Below are 18,026 nucleotides of genomic sequence, written 5' to 3' on the forward strand. Positions count from 1 at the left end.
TCTTGAATCGATTTCTCGGCTGGCGCCGCAGCGTGGAAGTGTCTGCTGCTAAGTGGCTGGCTTGGGGCCTGGGCGAACTGACGATATGCGCCAAACGGTGTTTCCGACGTCGTCGGCGATCAGCAATCTGCCGGCGCGATCGATCGCGAGACCAACGGGCCGGCCGCGGGCGTGATTGTTTTCATCAAGGAATCCTGTGACGACATCCCGCGCCGGCCCGCTGGGCTTTCCGCCGGTAAACGGCACGAAGACGACCTTATAGCCGTTGAGTGGAGTTCGATCCCAGCTTCCGTGTTCGCCGACGAAGGCACCGCTTCGATAGTTGGCAGGGAGATCGCCGCCCGAGTACATTGCCAAGCCGAGTGGCGCCACATGGGAGCTTAGAGCGTAGTCCGGCACAATCGCTGTGGCCACCAGATCCGGGCGCTGTGGCTGAACTCGCGGGTCCAGGTGCTTGCCGTAATAGCTGTAGGGCCAGCCATAGAAGCCTCTGTCCTGCACCGCGGTCAGATAGTCCGGGACCAGGTCTGGTCCGATCTCGTCGCGCTCGTTGACGATGGCCCAGAGTTTGCCAGTTTCGGGCTCCCACTGAAGGCCGGTCGGGTTGCGCGTTCCGCTGGCGAAAATGCGATGGGCGCCGGATGCACGGTCGACCTCCCAGATCGCGGCCCGCTCATATTCGGCTCCGATCCCGTTTTCGGTGATGTTGCTGTTGGAGCCAATCCCGACATAAAGCTTCGAGCCATCCGGACTTGCTAACAGCGGCTTCGTCCAGTGATGATCGATCGGACCGCCGGGAAGGTCAGTCAGCTTGGTCGGCGCGGCCGTGATGCTGGTCTGTCCTTCCTGGTAGGGATAGCGGACGATGGCATCGGTATTGGCGATGTAAAGGTCGTTACCGACGAGCGCGACGCCAAAAGGAGAATTCAGATGGTCCAGAAAGACGGTCCGGACTTCGGGAATGCCATCGCCATTTGTATCGCGCAGCAGCGTGATGCGGTTTGCGTCCTTTGCTGAGGCGCCGGCGAACCACTTTACCCAGCTAGTGACAATGTCCTTGGGACGGTAAATCGGCGCCTTCGGGCCGTTGCTCTCAACCACGAGCACGTCGCCGTTCGGGAGCACATAAAGCGAGCGCGGATGCGCCAGGCCGGTGGCTATTGCCTGGGCCTGCAAATCCTGCGGCACGGTCGGCTTTACATCGTTTCCCCACCCGACCGGCTCCGCAATCCGGATTGGCGGCACCACATATTGCTGCAGGGCAGGCAGCGTGGGATGCGCGCCGATTTGGCTTCGTGGGTCGCCGCCGCTGTCTTCGCAGCTCGCGAGCCCCAGGCCGGCAACGGCGACAAAGACGGTGGCAAGACGCGGCAGGTTCGCCGCGCGGGCAGTCTTGAGGATCGGCATCACGTGTCTGCTCCAACATGACGAGGGGAGGTCAGGACCCAACAAGTTGGGGCCATGGCCAACAGAATGATGACGACGAGCGCCGAGAGCATCAGGCCCGTCGGCACAACGGCGGTGTAAGCGTCGCGGCTGTGGACGAAGATATTCACCAGCGCGAGGAGGACTGCGAGTACATAGCCAATCACGCGCGCCCAAGCTGCCCTTTGCCTGCCGGTTGCAACTTCGATCACGGCGGTGAATAGCGCCAGGCCGGCCACGATCAGGCCGGCCGTTATCAGCCAGGCCGAGAAATCTTCCCACATCACGTCCGCAGTCCGCCAATAGGCGAGATCCGTTGCGAGTGCTCCCGTAAAATAGGCGACGGGAAACGGCGTTAGGATCCGGTGAACCGGATGAACTCCGGCCTGGACGGCTGAGGCTGCTTCGGGCCTGAAACTCGCTTCCGTTATCGTAGCGTGCTGCATCTCTTTCCATCCTCATGGTTCGCGGGTGCGGTCGCGAGGAACTACGGCAACAGCCAGCGCCCCGCTGCGACGTCCGCGCCGCGCATCTTCACCGGTGTGCGGCGTCGGTGTCGCCCGGCGAACGCCTTCTTGCTTCCGAATAATAGGTGATGAGCACGGCGCGGCTTGGCGCAAATTGCTCGTGCTGCGTCATTCTTGCCATTGATGCGGATGCGGCAATCGAGCGCAGCAACGCTCATTGCTGCAAGGCGGCTCGGTGCAGTGCTGGCTCGTCCAGTCGCGGAATGGATTGTTGGTTCGCTAAGGGATCAAGAGGTGCCGGAATCCCGGCTGGCCAATGCTCCGACCGCAGACCAGTCGAGCTTGTCACCGCCGTGAGCCAGCAAAGTCAAGAAGCGATCGCGCAGCACACTTGCGACCGGCATGGGCACGTGCAAATCGTCGCCAGCGGCCAGCACGAGCCGGATATCCTTGTAACCGAGTGGCGCAGCAAAGCCAGCGGGCTCGAACTTTCCCTCAACGATCAGCTTGCCGTAGGTCTTGTAGACGGGCGCGTCGAAGAGGGTGGACGTCAGCATGTCGACATATGCTTGGCGGTCGACGCCATCCTTGGCGACAAGCGCGACGGCCTCGCCCAATGACTCGATGACGGACGCAATGAGGAAGTTGCCGCTGAGCTTGACGAGATTGGCGGCTTTGGGCTTGTCGGAAATCACGAATGTCTTCTTCCCGATCGCATCGAAAACAGGTGCGGCAGCCTGGGTCGCGTCGTGGTCGCCACCGACAATGACGGAGAGATCTCCGGCCGCTGCAACATCTGGGCGCCCAAACACCGGAGCCGCGACAAACCGCTGGCCGGCCTTCGCGTGATCAGCCGCAAGGCGCTCTGAAAGGGCCACGCTAATCGTACTCGAGGAGATATGGACCCGACCCTTAGGAAGGCTCGCGAGCAGCCCGTCGGCGCTATAAACGACGCTCTCAACCGCCGCATCATTGGCCAGTATGGTCATGACGACATCGCCGCTACACGCGTCAGATATGCGCGGCGCCGAAACAGCGCCCTTTTTGAGCAATTCGCCGGCCTTTGCTGCCGTGCGGTTGTAGACCGTGACATCATGGCCGGCCCGCAGGAGTGACAGGACCAGTCCGCGGCCCATCTGGCCGAGCCCTATAACGCCGATTTTCATCTTGCAATCTCCTACACTCGGTCACGTCCGTTGTCGTGACATGGCGACCAGCCGATCGATCGCTTCCAGAGTGAAGGCCAGGTAAGGGGGATCAACAATGCCGTCCTTGACCTTTGTTGCAATGCCGGCGAGGACGATCTGGGGCCCGGCTAGGATGCGGGCAGGAATCGAGAGGAGCGTCTCGTTGACCTGCGCATGGGCTCGGACTCCGCCAGTAAAGGCAGGCGAGACCGTTATGACCAGCACCGGCTTATCGATCAGCCCGGACTTTCCAAATGGGCGTGAGGCCCAATCCAGGGCATTTTTCAACACGCCCGGAATGCCGTGATTGTACTCCGGCGTCACGATGACAACGCCGTCGCTGGCACCAATGGCCTTTCGAAAGAGCCGCACTTGCTCCGGTCCATCGGCTCGATCCTCATCCTCGTTATAGAGCGGAAGCTGCAGATCGCAGATTTCAAGGTCAACCGACAGCGGAAGATTGTCACGCAGGCCCGACAGGGTCGCACGTGAATAGGAGGCTTCGCGCAAGCTCCCACATAGGCCAACAAGGCGGGTTGGTCTTGTAATGTCATGCATCTTGGCACTCCATTGGAGCAGTCGACCGGCCGGCGGCACGCGGAGCGCGCGTTCGGCAACAAAAAGAAAGCGGCCGTCCACTTAGGGACGAATGGACGGCCGCAGCGAACCTGGTTTGGGGGAGGATGGGGTCACCAGGCGCCTCTGATCTAGCAGCGCCGGGAAGGCGGGGCTTTGCACCTATTGCCGCATTGGGCGAGATCTTGCGCTTGTTTAACTCGGCGGCTGGGCCGAGCGTCTATGGTGCGTGCTTCGCCGGGCACTTGCAGACGTGGGCGTTGCGCAACCGAAGTCCGTGCGATGAGCCCGTGCTCAGTTCCTGCGTGGCTCATTCCGCGGGTCGATCTGGACGGTTGCCGTCATGCCGGCGACCAGCCGAACTCCCGCAGGTACCTGATCGATCCGGATGCGCACAGGTATGCGTTGAGCGAGGCGTACCCAGGTGAAAATCGGATTCACCGTAGCTAGCCCTTGCGGGTCGGATTGCGCGTTGGCGATGTTGATGCCGCGCGCCACGCCCCCGACTTCGCCGTGTACGACCTGCCTGTAGCCCATCAACTTGATACTGGCAGGATCGCCTTCGTGCATGAGCGCAAGCTGCGTTTCCTCGAAATATGCATCCACCCAGAAGGAATTCGCCGTCGACGACCGAGATCGTGTTCCGTCCAACGCCGGCGTAGTCACCAAGCCGCGCCAAGAGATTGGTCACCCACCCATTCACCGGAGAACGGACCTCGGTGCGCTCCAGATTGATCTTTGCCTGATCGCGGCTGGCGACAGCCTGCTGGTATTGCGCCTGAGCCACGGCGGCATTGGCCTCATAGGTCTGTCTGTCTTCAACGGTCTCCGCCAGATCGGTCATCATGCGGCGCCGCGCTGCCTGTCGCTGCGCATTCTGGGCCGCGGCCCGAGCCTGCGCGACAGCTGCTTCAGCCAACTGGAGCGCGATCCTGTAGTTCGTCGGATCGATCACCAGCAGCAAATCGCCCTTGTGCACGAACTGATTGTCGCCCACGGTTAGCTGAACAATACGCCCATCTACCTCCGGCGCGATGGTCACGACATAGGTGCGAACGGTACCGTCGCGTGTCCAGGGCGTCCCCATATATGATTCCCACATTGCCCAGCCGAGCACCACGGCAAGCCCGGTGGCCGCGAGCGTCAGCAACGGCGGAACCAATCGAAACGATGTCTTCGTCATTGGAGTTGCCGGGTTCGCGAAGCCGACGCAGAGATCGGCCCTTTTGTTCTCCGATTTGGGTTCAGCATCGGATATCGTGAGCTCCGCATGCGATGATGAGCGCGATCACTGCGATCGGCGCAACGTAGACACCAAGCGTTCCGGCCCGTTTGCTTCGTCCCTTGGGATGACTTTCGTGTAGAGGCGATTTCGGAGTTCGTGGATCATTGCCCCGAGAGCTGCGAAATCAATGCAGCTTTACCGGAGGGCCGGTCCGACGCGTCAGAGCGCGGGCGACGAAAGCGAGCAGTGCCCGCGAGGTGCCACCCAGCGCGCCCTCATGCATGATGCGCAGCGAGAGATACATGACCCGGGCAAACAGGCCCGCGACGAAGATGCCGCGGCCGTAGAGGAAGCCCATCAGGTTTCCGACCGTGCTCCATCTGCCGAGCGAAACCAGCGAGCCGAAGTCGCGGTATTTGTACGGCTGCAGCCGCTGCCCGCTCAGCCGCCGCTCGATCTGGCGCACCATATGCGCCGCTTCCTGATGCGCGGCCTGCGCCCGCGGTGGGACCGCGGTGGATGCGCCCGGGCGCGGACAAGCCGCGCAGTCGCCGATTGCGAAGATTGCGGGATCGCGCGTCGTCTGCAGTGTCGGCTTGACGACGAGCTGATTGATGCGATTGTTCTCGAGGCCGTCGAGCCGGCCCAGTACCTCCGGTGCCTTGACCCCCGCCGCCCATACGACGAGCTCCGAGGCGATGAACGAGCTGTCGGTGAGCGTGACACCCTCCGGCGTCACCTCCTTGACTCTCGCGCCGGTGCGGACCTTGACACCGATCTGGTCGAGCAGGCGGCGCGTGGCATCGGAGATTCGCTCCGGCAGGCCAGGTAGGATGCGCGGCGCGGCCTCGATCAACACCACACGGATGTCGCGCTCCGGATCGATGTGGTCAAGGCCGTAGGCGACCACCTCGCGCGTGGTACGATGGAGCTCAGCGGCCAATTCGGTGCCGGTCGCGCCAGCCCCGACCACCGCCACGTGAAGCTGGCCCGGCCGCACCGGGCCCGGCTGTGTTTGCGCGCGCAGGCAGGCGTTGACAAGTCGCCGGTTGAACCGTTCGGCCTGTGCGGGGGTTTCAAGCGGAATAGCATATTCTGCAACGCCTGGCGTCCCGAAATCGTTGGTCACGCTGCCGATCGCGATCACCAATGTGTCGTATCCGACCGCGCGCGGCGGCGTGATCTGGCGCCCCTCGTCGTCGAAGGTGGCGGCGAGATGCACTTCCTTGCTGGTGCGATCAAGCCCGATCATCTCGCCGAAGTGATATCTGAAGCCGTGCCAATGCGCCTGCGCGAGATAGTTCACCTCGTATTCGCCGGGATCAATGCTTCCTGCCGCCACCGCGTGCAGAAGCGGTTTCCAGAGATGGGTCCGGGCCGACTCCACCAGGGTAATGGACGCCCGTGATTTGCGGCCGAGGCGATCGCCGAGCCGGGTGACGAGCTCGAGCCCTGCTGCACCGCCGCCCACAACGACGATGCGGTGCAGCGCCTTGTCGGCAACGCGGTCGCCAAGGTGCAGCGTCGCCGCCTCAGAACGCGGATTTGCACGAGTTAAGTCCTGATCGGGATCGCGTTGCAACACGTCGGCCATCCGCATCACCCCAGATAGCCGGGACGGTAGATGCGGCTGCGGATCAGCGCGCTGATATCGTCAGGTCGCTTCACGCCGGCGAGCCCCTGGTCGAAAATGCAGGCCGCGACCCGCTCCGCGACATGGAGCGATGCTTCGAGGATACGGCTCTGCGGCGGATAGATCAGTCCGACCGAGAGGTTCTCTTCGGTGACCTGCTCGGCGACGGCTTGCGCAGCGACTAGGAACATCTCGTCCGTCACCCGGGTCGCCTCCGTGGCAAACACCGCCATGCCCAGCGCCGGGAAGATGTAGACGTTGTTGCCTTGGCCTGGGACGAAGCGCCGGCCGGCGATCTCCACCGGCGGGAACGGGCTGCCGCTGGCAAAAATGGCCCGCCCGTCCGACCAGCGATAAGCCTCCTCGGCCGTGCACTCGGAGCGCGAGGTCGGGTTCGAATAGGGGAAGATGATCGGCCGCTCGTTGACGCGCGCCATCGCGCCGATCACCGCCTGATTGAACAGTTTCGGAACAGCGCTGACCCCGATGATGCCGGTCGGTCGCCCCGACTCGACAGCCTCGGCGAAAGTGGAGACGGGGGCCCGGTCCTGGGCGAACGGCTTCTGAAATTCGGCCAAATCGGTGCGCGAGGTCACCAGCAGCCCGTGCACGTCGAACAGCGCGTTGCGCCGCCGCGCCTCGGCGGGATCCATGCCCTCGCGCGTCATCGCGAGGCTGATCAGCTCGGCGATGCCGGTTGCAGCCGATCCCGCACCGAGAAACAGGAATCGCTGCTCGGCTAGCTTCTTCCCGGTGAGGCGGGAGGCGGCGAGGATGCCGGCCAACGCCACCCCGGCAGTACCCTGGATGTCGTCATTGAAGGTGCAGATCTTGTCGCGGTAGCGCGCGAGAATCGGCACGGCATTGGTGTTGGCGAAATCCTCCCACTGGATACAGCATTTCGGGTAGAGCTGCTGCACGACCGTTACGAACTCGTCGACAAAGGCCATGTAGGTGTCGCCGCGCTCGCGCTGCCGTCGCAGCCCGAGATAGAGCGGGTCATCGAGCAAATTCTGATTGTTCGTGCCGACATCGAGAACGACCGGCAGGCAGCCTTGCGGTGGCACGCCGGCGCAGGCGGTATAGAGCGCGAGCTTGCCGATCGGAATGCCCATGCCGCCGGCGCCGAGATCGCCCAGACCGAGGATGCGCTCACCGTCAGTGACGACGATGAAGCGCACGTCCTTTTCCGGCCAGTTGGAGAGCAATTCCTTGACCCGACCGCGCGCGCTGATCGGTAGATACATGCCGCGCGGCTGACGGAAGATGTGCCCGAACTTCTGGCAGGCTTCGCCGACGGTCGGCGTGTAGACCAGCGGCATATAGGTGGCGGGGTCCGACATCAGCGTCGCGTAGTAGAGCGTCTCGTTGCGCGCCTGCAGATCCGACAGCACAAGGTATTTCAGGAGATCATTGTCGAGCGCGGCGATCTCGGCGTGCCGGCGTGATACCTGCAATTCGATATTGGTGACGGCGGGGGGCAGCAGACCTTCGAGACCCCAGGCGCGGCGCTCAGCCTCGGTGAAGGCGGTGCCCCTGTTTAGGCGCGGATCATGCAGCAACTGGTAGCTGGTGAGGTGGCCGAGGGCCGGTTCGATTTTTTTGCTGATGGGTGTGGTCATCTTCTGATCGCTCCGTTTTGTGTAGTCTCGAGATGGCCGCGCCTGAGGGCCGCAAATTGGTGGAAGGGCGAAGCTTGCGAGGCCCGCCCGCCTAGTAATGGTCTGTTGAAGCTGCGACTTTGCCTCTGAACACGGTCAGGCTGATCACGGTGTAGAGCAGCATGAGGGGGAATACGAAGAGCCCCTCTCCCCAGAACATGAAAGCAAGGCTCGAATGAGGGGCGGCCGCCTGTTCGATCGTGATCGAGAACGGAATCATGTAGGGCCAGAACGAGATCGCCAGCGTGCCGAACGCGGCCACAAAGATGAGAGCGACCATGGGGAAGGGGAGCGCGTCCTGATGGCGATGAACGCTGGCGGCAAGCGTGATCGCGGCCAACATGCCAATCACCGGGAAGACGAACAGGGATGGCCGGTCAAGCCAACGCGTCATCACTGCAAAATCTCCGGCTAACGCGTAGGCGAACACGACGATCAAGAAGACGAGCAACGCGGCTGCCAGATAGGGAATTAGGCGATAGGCCTGGTCGCGGACCTCGTCCTCGCATTTTCGCACAAGCCAGCAGGCGCCGAGCAGCGCATAGCCGACACACAGGCCAATGCCGCACGCAATCGCAAAGGGACTGAACCATCCGAATTCGCCGCCAGCATACCTGTCGCCGGAGACCGGCAGACCCTGCACAAGAGCGCCCACCATCAAGCCCTGCATGAATGTTGCGACAAGCGAGCCTCCCACAAAGCTTGCGTTCCAGATCCACCGCATCTGCACCGCCTTGTGGCGAAACTCGAACGCCACGCCACGCAGGATCAGACCCGCCAACATCAGCAGAACCGGGAGATAAAACGCCGACATCAGCACAGAATAGACAACCGGAAACGCTCCCCAGAGGATCACGCCCGAGACGACGAGCCAGGTCTCGTTGCCGTCCCAAACCGGCGCCACCGCGCTTATCATGGCGTGCCTTCGCGGCTCGTCGGGAGCCAACCCGAACAGCATGCCGACGCCCAGATCGAACCCGTCCAGCAAGACATAAAGTAAAATGCTGACCGCAAGGATCGTCACCCAGAACATGACCATGGCTATTCTCCGGCCGGAAGGCGAACGAGGGCTGCTGCCGCATCCGGCTCGCCGACGACCGACAGAGGCCGATTAGGAAGAACGGCTGTTGGCGGCAGGAGGCGACCGACCGGTCCTGCACGCAGCAGCCGGTAGATGTAGAAGATGCCGAACGCGAAGATGAAAGTGTAGATCGCACAAAAAAGGATGAGCGAAATGATTGCCGTGCCCGTCGTGAGGAAGGGCGTCATTGCATCCGCGGTTCTCAGCACGCCGTAGACCACCCAGGGCTGACGTCCTACCTCCGCCGTGAACCAGCCGGTCAAGGTGGCGACGAAAGGCAGAGGAAAGCTGAGAAACGTTGCCCAGAGCACCGTCCGGTTCCGCGCCAGATGCCCTTTGCGGCTCAGATATGTTCCGACCCAGGCCAGAACCAACATAAGGACGCCGCAGCCGACCATGATCCGGAAGCTGAAGAAAGGAATGAGTATCGGCGGCCAATCGCTCTCGGGAATGCTGTCGAGCCCGACTTCCGCGGCGTCGAGGCTATCAGAGTCGATCAAGCTGCCCCAAGGCGGGGGCAAAGTGATCGCGAAAAGGTTGCGCCGATTTGCGACATCCGGCCACGCGAGCAGCACTTCGGATGCCGGCTGTTCATTGTGCCATCGCGCCTCGATGGCGGCCATCTTCGCGGGCTGGTAGCGGACAACGTATTCACCGTTGAGGTGACCGAAGATGATCTGGACGGGAACGAGCACGGCCGCGAGATACAAGCCCATACGCAGCATAATTTTTGCTTCGGCGATAAACATTCCCCGCAGCAAATACCAGGCGCCCGTCGCAGCCACGCAGAATGCGCCGGTCAGGTAAGCTGCCAGAAGCATGTGCGGAAAGCGCGACCAGACCACCGAATTGAAGATGATCTTGGCCCAATCGTTTGGCGCGAACATTCCGTTCTCGACGACATACCCGACCGGAACTTGCATCCAACTGTTGTTGATCATGATCCAGAACGCCGACAGCGTGGTGCCGAGGGCGACCATTGCGGTCGAAAACAGGTAGAACCACGGAGGGACTTTCGGTCGGCCGAACAGAAGTACGCCGAGGAAACCCGCCTCTAGCGCAAAAGCAGTGAATGTTTCATACGAGAGAAGCACCCCCTGGATCGGTCCCGTCATCCGTGAAAAGTCGCTCCAGTTGGTGCCTATCTCGAAGGCCATGACGACCCCCGAGACCACGCCGAGTCCGAAAGCCACTGCGAAGATCTTGAGCCAGAAGTCGAACAGCACGCGGTACGCCGGGCGCCCCGTCGCGAGATGAAGGGCCTCCAGGACAGTGAGCCACGCTGCCAGGCCGATCGTGAAGGACGGAAAGACGATGTGAAACGAAACGGTGAACGCGAACTGCAGTCGCGACAGAAGAAGCGCCGTGATCTCCATGATGCGGCCGCCCTTACCGCCAGAGATTGGTTTTTGCGAGGTCGATGACCTCGTCGGCCCGGCCGCTCATGATCGCCTTCACCATGTAGAGCGAGAAGCCCTTCGCCATCTCGACGTTGATCGACGGCGGCACGGCAAGCTCTGTCCGGCTGACGACGGCATCGATGAGAACGGGGCCATCGTGCGCAAACGCCGCGGCGATTCCCTCCTCCACCTTCTCGGGGTCTTCGATCCGAATGCCGCGAATGCCGACAGCTTCGGCCATGGCCGCGAAATTGGGGTTCTTGAGCTCGGTGCCAAAATCGAGGAAACCGGTGCCCTTCTGCTCGAGCTCGATGAAACCGAGTGCGCCGTTGTTGAACACCACCACCTTCGTCGAAAGGCGGTGCTGCACGAGCGTGAGCAAGTCGCCCATCAGCATGGTGAAGCCGCCGTCACCCGAGAGCGAGATCACCTGTCGGCCGGGAAAGGCGGCTTGTGCGCCAATTGCCTGCGGCATCGCATTTGCCATCGAGCCGTGCCAGAATGACCCGATCAGCCGCCGCTTGCCGTTCATCGCCAGGTAGCGCGCCGCCCAGACGGTTGGCAGACCCACATCGCAGGTGAAGACCGCATCATCGGAGGCCAAATCGCTAACGGCCTTCGCAATCTGCTGCGGGTGAATCAACTTGCCGCTGCCCTTGCGAGCAAGCTCATCGAGACCTTTGCGTGCTTTACCGTAGTGTTCGCGCGCCTGAGCAAGATGACTACCGTCTCGCTTCTCCTTCAGGAGCGGCAGAAGCGCGTCGATCGTCGCGCGCACGTCGCCAATAATGGCGAGATCGACCGGAGTTCGTCGCCCGATGACCTCCGCTCGCAGGTCGACCTGCGCGATCTTCACCCCCGAACCGCGCGGATAGAACTGTCGGTACGGGAAGTCGGTCCCAAGCATCAGCAGGACGTCGCAATCCAGCATCGCGTAATAGCCCGATGAAAAGCCGAGCAGACCAGTCATGCCGACGTCATATGGGTTATCCCACTCGACATGTTCCTTGCCTCTCAACGCGTGAACGACAGGCGCCTTAAGGCGCTCGGCGAGGGCGACGACTTGATCATGCGCGCCTTGACAGCCGGAGCCGCAGAGCATCGTCACGCGCCCGTTTCCGTTGAGCAGTGCGGCCAATCGATCCAAGGCATCGTTGGCTGCCGGCACGGCCGGTCGGGCCGGCAGCAGGTTCGCGGGCTGCGGATCCGATCCCATTTCGGCTGGCTGTAGCGCGACGTCGCCTGGAATGACGATCACGGAGACGCCGCGGTTTGTGACGGCCTGCCGAATGGCGAGCTCGAGCGTGCGCTGCATCTGGTTGGCACCGGAGACGACCTCGCAATAGTGACTGCATTCCTTGAACAGCTGCTCCGGATGCGTTTCCTGGAAATATCCGGAGCCGATTTCGCTCGACGGGATTTGCGCGGCGATGGCGAGGACCGGCACCCTGGAGCGATGACAGTCGAACAGCCCATTGATGAGATGCAGGTTACCGGGCCCGCAACTGCCCGCGCAGACGACGAGCTCGCCGGTAAGGTGAGCGTCGGCGCCTGCCGCGAAGGCTGCGACCTCCTCGTGCCGGACATGGATCCATTCGATTTTGCCGTCGCGACGAATCGCGTCCGTCAGTCCGTTCAGGCTGTCGCCGACGATGCCATACATTCGCTTGACCCCAGCCGCGACGAGGATCTCTACGAATTGGTCCGCCACTGTGCCGCTCATGCCGTTTCCTTTCTAAGAAGCTAATGCCTTTACCGCCACGCCTGGTCCTTGGGCCTAGTGCGCTGCAGAACTCCGTGCCGGCGGCGCCATGAACTCCGGGCCGATCGAATCGGTAATCGTGTCGTGCAGGATGCGGTCGATGTCCGCTCTGGCTGTCTCATCCAGATGCCAGCCGCTCACCTCGTCGACCGGGAGAAGTTGCGCCGGATTGCGCGCACCCCAGAGCGCCGTCGTGATGCCCTGGTCGAGCATCCACCGGATGGCCAGGTGGATCACTCGCTTGCCGAAGCGTCGCTGCGCGAGTAAATCGAGCTGCTCGACGGCCGCAAGATATTGCGCAAAGCGCGGCTGCTGGAATTTCGGATCGGTTCGTCGGAGGTCATCCCCTTCGAATTTGCTCTCCGGCCGCATTCTGCCGGAGAGCAGGCCACGGCACAGCGCGCCATACCCGAAGGTCGCAATGTTGTTCTCGCGGCAACAGGGCAAGATATCGGTCTCGATGCCGCGCTCAAACAGATTGAAGGGCGGCTGCAGCACGTGCAGTGGAGCAATTCGCCGGAACTGCTCCATCTGCAGGACCGAGAAGTTGCTGACGCCGATCGCGCGGATTATTCCCTGTTCGAACAGGTCACGCATCGCCTCGGCGGTCTCCTCGATCGTGATCAACGGATCCGGCCAGTGGATCTGGTAGATATCGATGTAGTCGGTCTGAAGCCGACGAAGAGAATCCTTCAATTCCCGAAGGATTCGTGCGCGGCTGGCATTGCGGAATACGCGCCCGTCCTTCCATTCCAATCCGACCTTTGTGGCGATCTGCACACGGGAGCGCAGACCACCGTCTGCGAGTGCCTTGCCGACAATTTCTTCGGAGCGGCCAAACCCGTAGGCCGGCGCGGTGTCGATGACGTTGATGCCGTGCTCGATCGCCCCTTGAATCGTTTTGATCGATTCCGCTTCATCCGTGCCGCCCCACATCCAGCCCCCGATGGCCCACGTCCCTAGCGCGACCCGTGAGACCTGGAGCAGCGTCCTCCGAATTTCGACGCGCTCCATGCCGATTCGGACAGGCGTGCTCGCCGGAGCCTTGTAGTCGAATGTCTTGTTTTCGAGTATCTTGGCTTCATCAGCCATAAGCTTGCTCCTTACTCGATGCCTTTCCGGTCCCCTTTGACCGAAGCGGCCGTTCCACCTGTCAGGTGACCTTCAATTGCGAAGGGTCGATCGGCAGCGCACGAATTCGCTTCCGAGTAGCGGCAAAAATCGCGTTGCAGATGGCCGGCGCGACCGGCGGCACGCCGGGCTCGCCAACCCCGCCGGGAGGCGCAACACTCTCGACGAGGTGGACGTGAGTTTCAGGTGCGATATCGGTACGAGCGACCAGGTAATCGCTGAAATTGCTCTGCTCGATGCGCCCCTGCTTGATACTAATATTGCTGTAGAGCGCATTGCTGATGGCCATGATCACGGCGCCTTCGAGCTGGGCGCGTACGCGGTCCGGATTGACGACGAGGCCGCAATCGAGCCCGATATCCACCCTGGGAATGGTGAGTTGGCCGTCGCTGCCGACAGCGACCTGCACGACCGCTGCTGCGTAGCTCAGGAAACTGCGGTGGACGGCGATGCCGCGTCCGTGCCGTGGCGGCAGGCTGCTGCCCCATCCACTGTTGCGCGCGACCAGGTCAAGGACACCTCGCAGTCGGCCGGTGTCGACCGGATACGTATCGAGCGATGCTCCGTAGTTGGGATAGTTGACATGCATGGCGGCGAAGTCGAGCTTGCGCGGCTCGCCCAGCAGATCGCGCAGATAGTCGAGCGGGTCTTTGCCGGCCGCCTGTGCGAGCTCATCGGCGAACGAGCACACGGCGAACGCATGGGGAATATTGTAGACCGACCGATACCAGCCGATTCTGACGTGGTTGGCGGCCGGGCCGTTTTCGCAGCGGACGTTGGCGATCGCGTAGGGCATGTCGGTCACGCCCTGCTGCAGCTCACCGGCGCTGCCGTATGTGACGTCCGGCTGGAAGGTCGATTCGATGGCCGGAAAGACGGTTCGGTGCAGCCAGGCGGACGGGCGTCCTTCGGCGTCGAGCCCGGCTTCGAGGTGCTGGGCAGAAATCGCGTGATAATAGTCGTGCTGGATCTCGTCCTCGCGCGTCCAGGTGACCTTGACCGGCGCACCGATGCGGCGTGACAGCAGTGCCGCCTCGGCCACGTAATCGGATTTGGATTTACGGCCGAATGCGCCTCCCAGCAGCGTTACGTTGACCGTGACGTCTTCGAACGGCACGCCGAGGACTTGGGAGGCGGTCGTACGTGCGGATTGCGGAAATTGCGTGGGCGCCCAGATCTCACACTTGCCATCGGCGAAGTGGGCGACAGCGTTCGGCACCTCCATCGGCGCATGCGCGTAATAGGGCACAAAATAGTCCGCCGAGATGCGGCGATGGGCGGCGCCGAGGGCGCCCTCGACATTGCCTTGGCTGCGCACGACCCGCCCGGGCTGTTTCGCCGTTGCCTCAAGCTCAGCCCGATAAGTCGTCGAATCGTGATTGGCGTTGGGGCCAAAATCCCAGGTGATCTTGAGCTTTTCGCGGCCCTGCTGCGCCGACCAGGTATTGCTGGCGATGACGGCAATGCCGCCGAGCGGATAGAAGCCCGCCGGAATAGGGGTGGCCGGAATCTCCACCACCTGCTCGACGCCGGGGACTTTCAGGGCGTCGGTGGCGTCGAAGTGCAGGGCTTTGCCGCCATAGACCGGACAGCGCTCCACAGACGCGTACTTCATTCCGGAAAGTGTGACGTCGATGCCATAGGTCGCCGTGCCGCGCGTGATGGCGTCAAGGTCGACAATCGGAACGGGCTTGCCGACGTAACGCCATTCGCTTACCGGCTTGAAGCGCAATTCCATGTGATCGGTCGGCGCGATCTCCAGCGTGGCGGCCACCTTCGCGGCATCGCCGAACGAAAGCTGCCGTCCTGTTGGAACGTGAACGACCGTGTGATTGCGTGCCTGGCAGTCGTTTGCGTTGACCTGCCAGACATGCGCAGCGGCCGCTTCGAGCATCTGGCGGGCCGAGGCGCCAGCTTCGCGCATCGGCTGGTAGAATTCCCGCATGCTCCGGGAGCCATCGGTGTTTTGGTCGCCATATTTCGGATCACCCTGGGCCTGCACGATCCTGACGCGGCTCCAGTCGGCGCCAAGCTCATTGGCGAGCACCGTCGGCAACCCCGTCTTGATTCCCGTGCCCATTTCCGACCGATGCGCGACAATCGTCACCAAACCGGTCTGATCGATGATCAGGTAGACGTTGGGTTCAAAAGCCTCGCTCGCGTGAGCATGAGCCGCGAGAGCCGGAAAGTTGCTGAAACCGATCGTGAAGCCGAGAACGAGGCTGGTGGCGCCGCCCGCGAGGACTTCGCGTCGGCTGAGGTTTACGATCCTCGTCATCAGATCGTCTCCGCGGCTGACTTGATCGCGGCGCGGATCCGCGCGTAGGTGCCACAGCGGCAAATGTTGCCGGACATGGCATCTGTGATCTGCTGATCAGTCGGCTTTGGCGTTTCCTTGAGGAGAGCCGCGGCCTGCATGATCTGGCCCGGCTGGCAGTAGCCGCACTGGGGCACATTGTTGGCGCGCCACGCGCGCTGGACGGCGTGCGTGCCATCGGAGCTTAGTCCTTCGATGGTGACGATCTCATGGCCGGCGGCGGCCGACAACGGCGTCACGCAAGAGCGCACCGCCTGCCCGTCCATGTGCACGGTGCATGCGCCGCAAGCGCCGATGCCGCAGCCGAATTTTGTGCCGGCCAGCCCGAGAATGTCACGGATCGCCCAAAGCAAAGGCATCTGCGGATCAGCATCGATATTGTGCAGGGCGCCGTTGATGTTGATTTGTTGCATATGAGCAGCCGATGTTGACGACATGCCCAAGCTAGTCGCCGCGGCGAAAATCAACTTGAGAGCCCTTGTCTTTTGTTGATTGCGATTGCTGCGATCGCGTGTTCTGCACTGAGACTGCTTGCTCGTGCGGAACGCCGTCTGTGCTGTTTCAGGCAAAAACGCGCTGATTGAAACAATTACCAACAAGCGCACCGTCCCGATGTCGCCGAGAACGGCATGGGAATGGACACTCTATTTGTGAGATCACGCCGGATGAACGTGTCGATCAGGACGGCGATTGTGATGCTCACCACTGCTGGGGCTGCGGTCGTGTGGGCGCAGGAGACAAGCACGACGCTCTCGCCGGCCGCTTTGAAGGAAATTGCGCGGGTTGAGGCCGAGATTGACCGGATCGAAGCAGAAAGCCTCCAGCGGCTGACGGCGTCACCTGACAATCAGGTGCAGCAGATCGAATTGCTTGGCAAGCTGATGCTCTATGACAAGGACCTCTCGGTGAATCGCAACGAGGCGTGTGCGTTCTGTCACACACCTGAGACGGGCTTCACGGGACCGGTGTCCGAGCTTAATCGTACGACCGGCTCCTATCCGGGTTCGGTGCGCACTCGATTCAGCAATCGCAAGCCGCAATCGCACGCGTACGCGCCGCTCTCGCCCGTGCTGCATTACAATCCCGGCCAGGGCGATCTCGTCGGCGGCAATTTCTGGGACATGCGTGCAACTGGCCGCCGATTGGGCAATCCCGCGGCCGAACAGGCGGAGGGGCCGCCGACCAATCCCGTCGAAATGGGCCTGCCCGATATCGCTTGTGCGGTTTATCGCGCCGCTCAACGGCCCTATCGCGGCCTGTTCGAAACCGTCTGGGGTCCACAGGCATTTGCCATCCAGTGGCCCGGTGACGTTGAGCAAGTTTGCAATCAGCCTGGGCCGCCCCCCGCGAACGATCCGACGCCGGTTCACCTGACGCCGATAGATCGCGGCCGGGCCGCGACAACGTTCGACCAGATGGCGCAGTCCATCTCCAGCTATGAAGCATCGGCGGAGGTGACGGCGCTTACGTCCAAGTTCGATGCGGTGCAGGCGGGGAAGGCGCAGTTCACGCCGCAGGAGCAGGCGGGTTACGCTCTGTTCCGCGGCAAAGGGCAATGCAACAATTGCCACCGCGATGGTGGGCCCGGTGAAGATCCGCTGTTCACGGATTTCACGGCGAGCAACATCGGCACCCCCGCAAATCCGCGGCTTCCGTACTACGTCGAACAGCAACCGGACGCACGTGGCTATAGCGCCAATCCCGCAGGCTCATCCTATGTGGATCCGGGCGTCGCCGGCTTTCTCGCCGCCGATCATCTGCTTAGCCAACCTTCGTCCGTCGATGCGCGCTGGGCCCCGCTCGCGCCGGAGAATGTCGGGCGCTTTCAGGTTCCGACGCTGCGCAACGTCGACAAGAGGCCTTATCCGGACTTCGTCAAGGCTTACGGTCACAACGGATATTTCAGGAGTCTCAAGTCGATCGTGCATTTCTATAACACGCGCGACGTGCTGCCGCGCTGTGGTCGGAACGACCCGGGCGAGGGGACCGCGTGCTGGCCGGCCCCGGAATCCGCCCGCAACATGAACACGAAGTTCGTCGGACGTCTCGGTCTTTCCGATGAGGAGGAGGATGCACTGGTCAGCTTCATGCAGACGCTCAGTGACGGGTACATGCAGCGGTAGTCACGCGTGCGTCGATCCACCGCTACGTCGCTGTCCGC

The 18,026-nt window shown here is 62.3% G+C and carries 15 protein-coding genes and 1 pseudogene; 2 read left to right on the forward strand and 14 right to left on the reverse strand.

What is annotated here, in order from left to right; translation table 11 throughout:
- Window positions 1-48: 48 nt before the first annotated feature.
- The 5 genes from JJB99_RS12000 to JJB99_RS36195 all read right to left on the reverse strand — a co-directional run bounded on the left by JJB99_RS12000 (window position 49) and on the right by JJB99_RS36195 (window position 4,225).
- The gene (locus JJB99_RS12000; RefSeq protein ID WP_200498961.1) at window positions 49-1,407 is read right to left on the reverse strand and encodes a PQQ-dependent sugar dehydrogenase; all 1,359 of its coding nucleotides are present in this window, start codon (window positions 1,405-1,407) and stop codon (window positions 49-51) included.
- Entirely contained in the window at window positions 1,407-1,871 is a 465-nt protein-coding gene (locus tag JJB99_RS12005) for a DUF2231 domain-containing protein (RefSeq protein ID WP_246775207.1), read from the reverse strand. Before JJB99_RS12005 ends, JJB99_RS12000 begins: the two co-directional genes overlap by 1 nt.
- 308 nt (window positions 1,872-2,179) lie before the next feature.
- The gene (locus JJB99_RS12010; protein ID WP_200498962.1) at window positions 2,180-3,058 is read right to left on the reverse strand and encodes an NAD(P)-dependent oxidoreductase; all 879 of its coding nucleotides are present in this window, start codon (window positions 3,056-3,058) and stop codon (window positions 2,180-2,182) included.
- A gap of 21 nt (window positions 3,059-3,079) precedes the next feature.
- Window positions 3,080-3,637 carry an NADPH-dependent FMN reductase gene (locus JJB99_RS12015; protein WP_200498963.1) on the reverse strand — a complete coding sequence of 186 codons (558 nt, stop codon included), beginning with the start codon at window positions 3,635-3,637 and terminating at the stop codon, window positions 3,080-3,082.
- Window positions 3,638-3,949: 312 nt separating this feature from the next.
- Window positions 3,950-4,225, reverse strand: coding sequence for an HlyD family secretion protein (locus JJB99_RS36195; protein WP_246775208.1), 276 nt, complete (start codon window positions 4,223-4,225; stop codon window positions 3,950-3,952).
- Here JJB99_RS36195 and JJB99_RS36200 point away from each other — a divergent pair.
- Window positions 4,224-4,658 (forward strand): hypothetical protein, encoded by a 435-nt coding sequence (locus JJB99_RS36200; RefSeq protein ID WP_246775209.1) that lies wholly within the window; start codon window positions 4,224-4,226, stop codon window positions 4,656-4,658. The two genes, JJB99_RS36195 and JJB99_RS36200, sit on opposite strands and share 2 nt — an antisense overlap.
- Here JJB99_RS36200 and JJB99_RS36765 read toward each other — a convergent pair.
- The 9 genes and pseudogenes from JJB99_RS36765 to JJB99_RS12060 all read right to left on the reverse strand — a co-directional run.
- Window positions 4,617-4,838, reverse strand: a pseudogene (locus tag JJB99_RS36765) (biotin/lipoyl-binding protein); the annotation flags it as partial. The gene JJB99_RS36200 and the pseudogene JJB99_RS36765 sit on opposite strands and share 42 nt — an antisense overlap.
- A 226-nt stretch (window positions 4,839-5,064) precedes the next feature.
- Window positions 5,065-6,474: an NAD(P)/FAD-dependent oxidoreductase gene (locus tag JJB99_RS12025; RefSeq protein WP_200498964.1), complete on the reverse strand. Its 1,410-nt coding sequence runs from the start codon at window positions 6,472-6,474 to the stop codon at window positions 5,065-5,067.
- 5 nt (window positions 6,475-6,479) lie between these two features.
- Window positions 6,480-8,135 (reverse strand): NAD-dependent malic enzyme, encoded by a 1,656-nt coding sequence (locus JJB99_RS12030; RefSeq protein ID WP_200498965.1) that lies wholly within the window; start codon window positions 8,133-8,135, stop codon window positions 6,480-6,482.
- A 91-nt stretch (window positions 8,136-8,226) separates the two neighbouring features.
- Window positions 8,227-9,213, reverse strand: a complete 987-nt coding sequence (cydB, locus tag JJB99_RS12035; RefSeq protein ID WP_200498966.1) for a cytochrome d ubiquinol oxidase subunit II — start codon at window positions 9,211-9,213, stop codon at window positions 8,227-8,229.
- 2 nt (window positions 9,214-9,215) lie between these two features.
- The gene (locus JJB99_RS12040) at window positions 9,216-10,631 is read right to left on the reverse strand and encodes a cytochrome ubiquinol oxidase subunit I (RefSeq protein ID WP_200498967.1); all 1,416 of its coding nucleotides are present in this window, start codon (window positions 10,629-10,631) and stop codon (window positions 9,216-9,218) included.
- Window positions 10,632-10,644: 13 nt separating this feature from the next.
- Window positions 10,645-12,378 (reverse strand): ubiquinone-dependent pyruvate dehydrogenase, encoded by a 1,734-nt coding sequence (gene poxB / locus JJB99_RS12045; protein ID WP_200498968.1) that lies wholly within the window; start codon window positions 12,376-12,378, stop codon window positions 10,645-10,647.
- A gap of 54 nt (window positions 12,379-12,432) precedes the next feature.
- On the reverse strand, window positions 12,433-13,509 hold the full coding sequence (locus JJB99_RS12050; protein WP_349629014.1) for an aldo/keto reductase: 1,077 nt from the start codon (window positions 13,507-13,509) through the stop codon (window positions 12,433-12,435).
- Window positions 13,510-13,570: 61 nt separating this feature from the next.
- On the reverse strand, window positions 13,571-15,826 hold the full coding sequence (locus JJB99_RS12055) for a xanthine dehydrogenase family protein molybdopterin-binding subunit (RefSeq protein ID WP_200498969.1): 2,256 nt from the start codon (window positions 15,824-15,826) through the stop codon (window positions 13,571-13,573).
- Window positions 15,826-16,278 (reverse strand): (2Fe-2S)-binding protein, encoded by a 453-nt coding sequence (locus JJB99_RS12060; protein WP_200500123.1) that lies wholly within the window; start codon window positions 16,276-16,278, stop codon window positions 15,826-15,828. The genes JJB99_RS12055 and JJB99_RS12060 overlap by 1 nt, the downstream gene beginning before the upstream one ends.
- Before the next feature lie 252 nt (window positions 16,279-16,530).
- Here JJB99_RS12060 and JJB99_RS12065 point away from each other — a divergent pair, with 252 nt between their 5' ends.
- Window positions 16,531-17,988, forward strand: coding sequence for a cytochrome-c peroxidase (locus JJB99_RS12065; RefSeq protein ID WP_200498970.1), 1,458 nt, complete (start codon window positions 16,531-16,533; stop codon window positions 17,986-17,988).
- The last annotated feature ends 38 nt before the right edge of the window (window positions 17,989-18,026 follow it).

Origin of the sequence: Bradyrhizobium diazoefficiens (assembly GCF_016616235.1) — a bacterium.
Taxonomy (GTDB): domain Bacteria; phylum Pseudomonadota; class Alphaproteobacteria; order Rhizobiales; family Xanthobacteraceae; genus Bradyrhizobium; species Bradyrhizobium diazoefficiens_H.

Bases quoted from the DNA above. Each gene is read 5' to 3' on its own strand.
- JJB99_RS12005 (WP_246775207.1), bottom strand. From the start codon at position 1,871: ATGCAGCACGCTACGATAACGGAAGCGAGTTTCAGGCCCGAAGCAGCC.
- JJB99_RS36200 (WP_246775209.1), top strand. From the start codon at position 4,224: ATGAGCGCAAGCTGCGTTTCCTCGAAATATGCATCCACCCAGAAGGAA.
- JJB99_RS12030 (WP_200498965.1), bottom strand. From the start codon at position 8,135: ATGACCACACCCATCAGCAAAAAAATCGAACCGGCCCTCGGCCACCTC.
- JJB99_RS12015 (WP_200498963.1), bottom strand. From the start codon at position 3,637: ATGCATGACATTACAAGACCAACCCGCCTTGTTGGCCTATGTGGGAGC.
- JJB99_RS12000 (WP_200498961.1), bottom strand. From the start codon at position 1,407: ATGCCGATCCTCAAGACTGCCCGCGCGGCGAACCTGCCGCGTCTTGCC.
- JJB99_RS12025 (WP_200498964.1), bottom strand. From the start codon at position 6,474: ATGGCCGACGTGTTGCAACGCGATCCCGATCAGGACTTAACTCGTGCA.
- poxB (WP_200498968.1), bottom strand. From the start codon at position 12,378: ATGAGCGGCACAGTGGCGGACCAATTCGTAGAGATCCTCGTCGCGGCT.
- JJB99_RS12055 (WP_200498969.1), bottom strand. From the start codon at position 15,826: ATGACGAGGATCGTAAACCTCAGCCGACGCGAAGTCCTCGCGGGCGGC.
- JJB99_RS12010 (WP_200498962.1), bottom strand. From the start codon at position 3,058: ATGAAAATCGGCGTTATAGGGCTCGGCCAGATGGGCCGCGGACTGGTC.
- JJB99_RS12050 (WP_349629014.1), bottom strand. From the start codon at position 13,509: ATGGCTGATGAAGCCAAGATACTCGAAAACAAGACATTCGACTACAAG.
- JJB99_RS12040 (WP_200498967.1), bottom strand. From the start codon at position 10,631: ATGGAGATCACGGCGCTTCTTCTGTCGCGACTGCAGTTCGCGTTCACC.
- cydB (WP_200498966.1), bottom strand. From the start codon at position 9,213: ATGGTCATGTTCTGGGTGACGATCCTTGCGGTCAGCATTTTACTTTAT.
- JJB99_RS12065 (WP_200498970.1), top strand. From the start codon at position 16,531: ATGAACGTGTCGATCAGGACGGCGATTGTGATGCTCACCACTGCTGGG.
- JJB99_RS36195 (WP_246775208.1), bottom strand. From the start codon at position 4,225: ATGCACGAAGGCGATCCTGCCAGTATCAAGTTGATGGGCTACAGGCAG.
- JJB99_RS12060 (WP_200500123.1), bottom strand. From the start codon at position 16,278: ATGCAACAAATCAACATCAACGGCGCCCTGCACAATATCGATGCTGAT.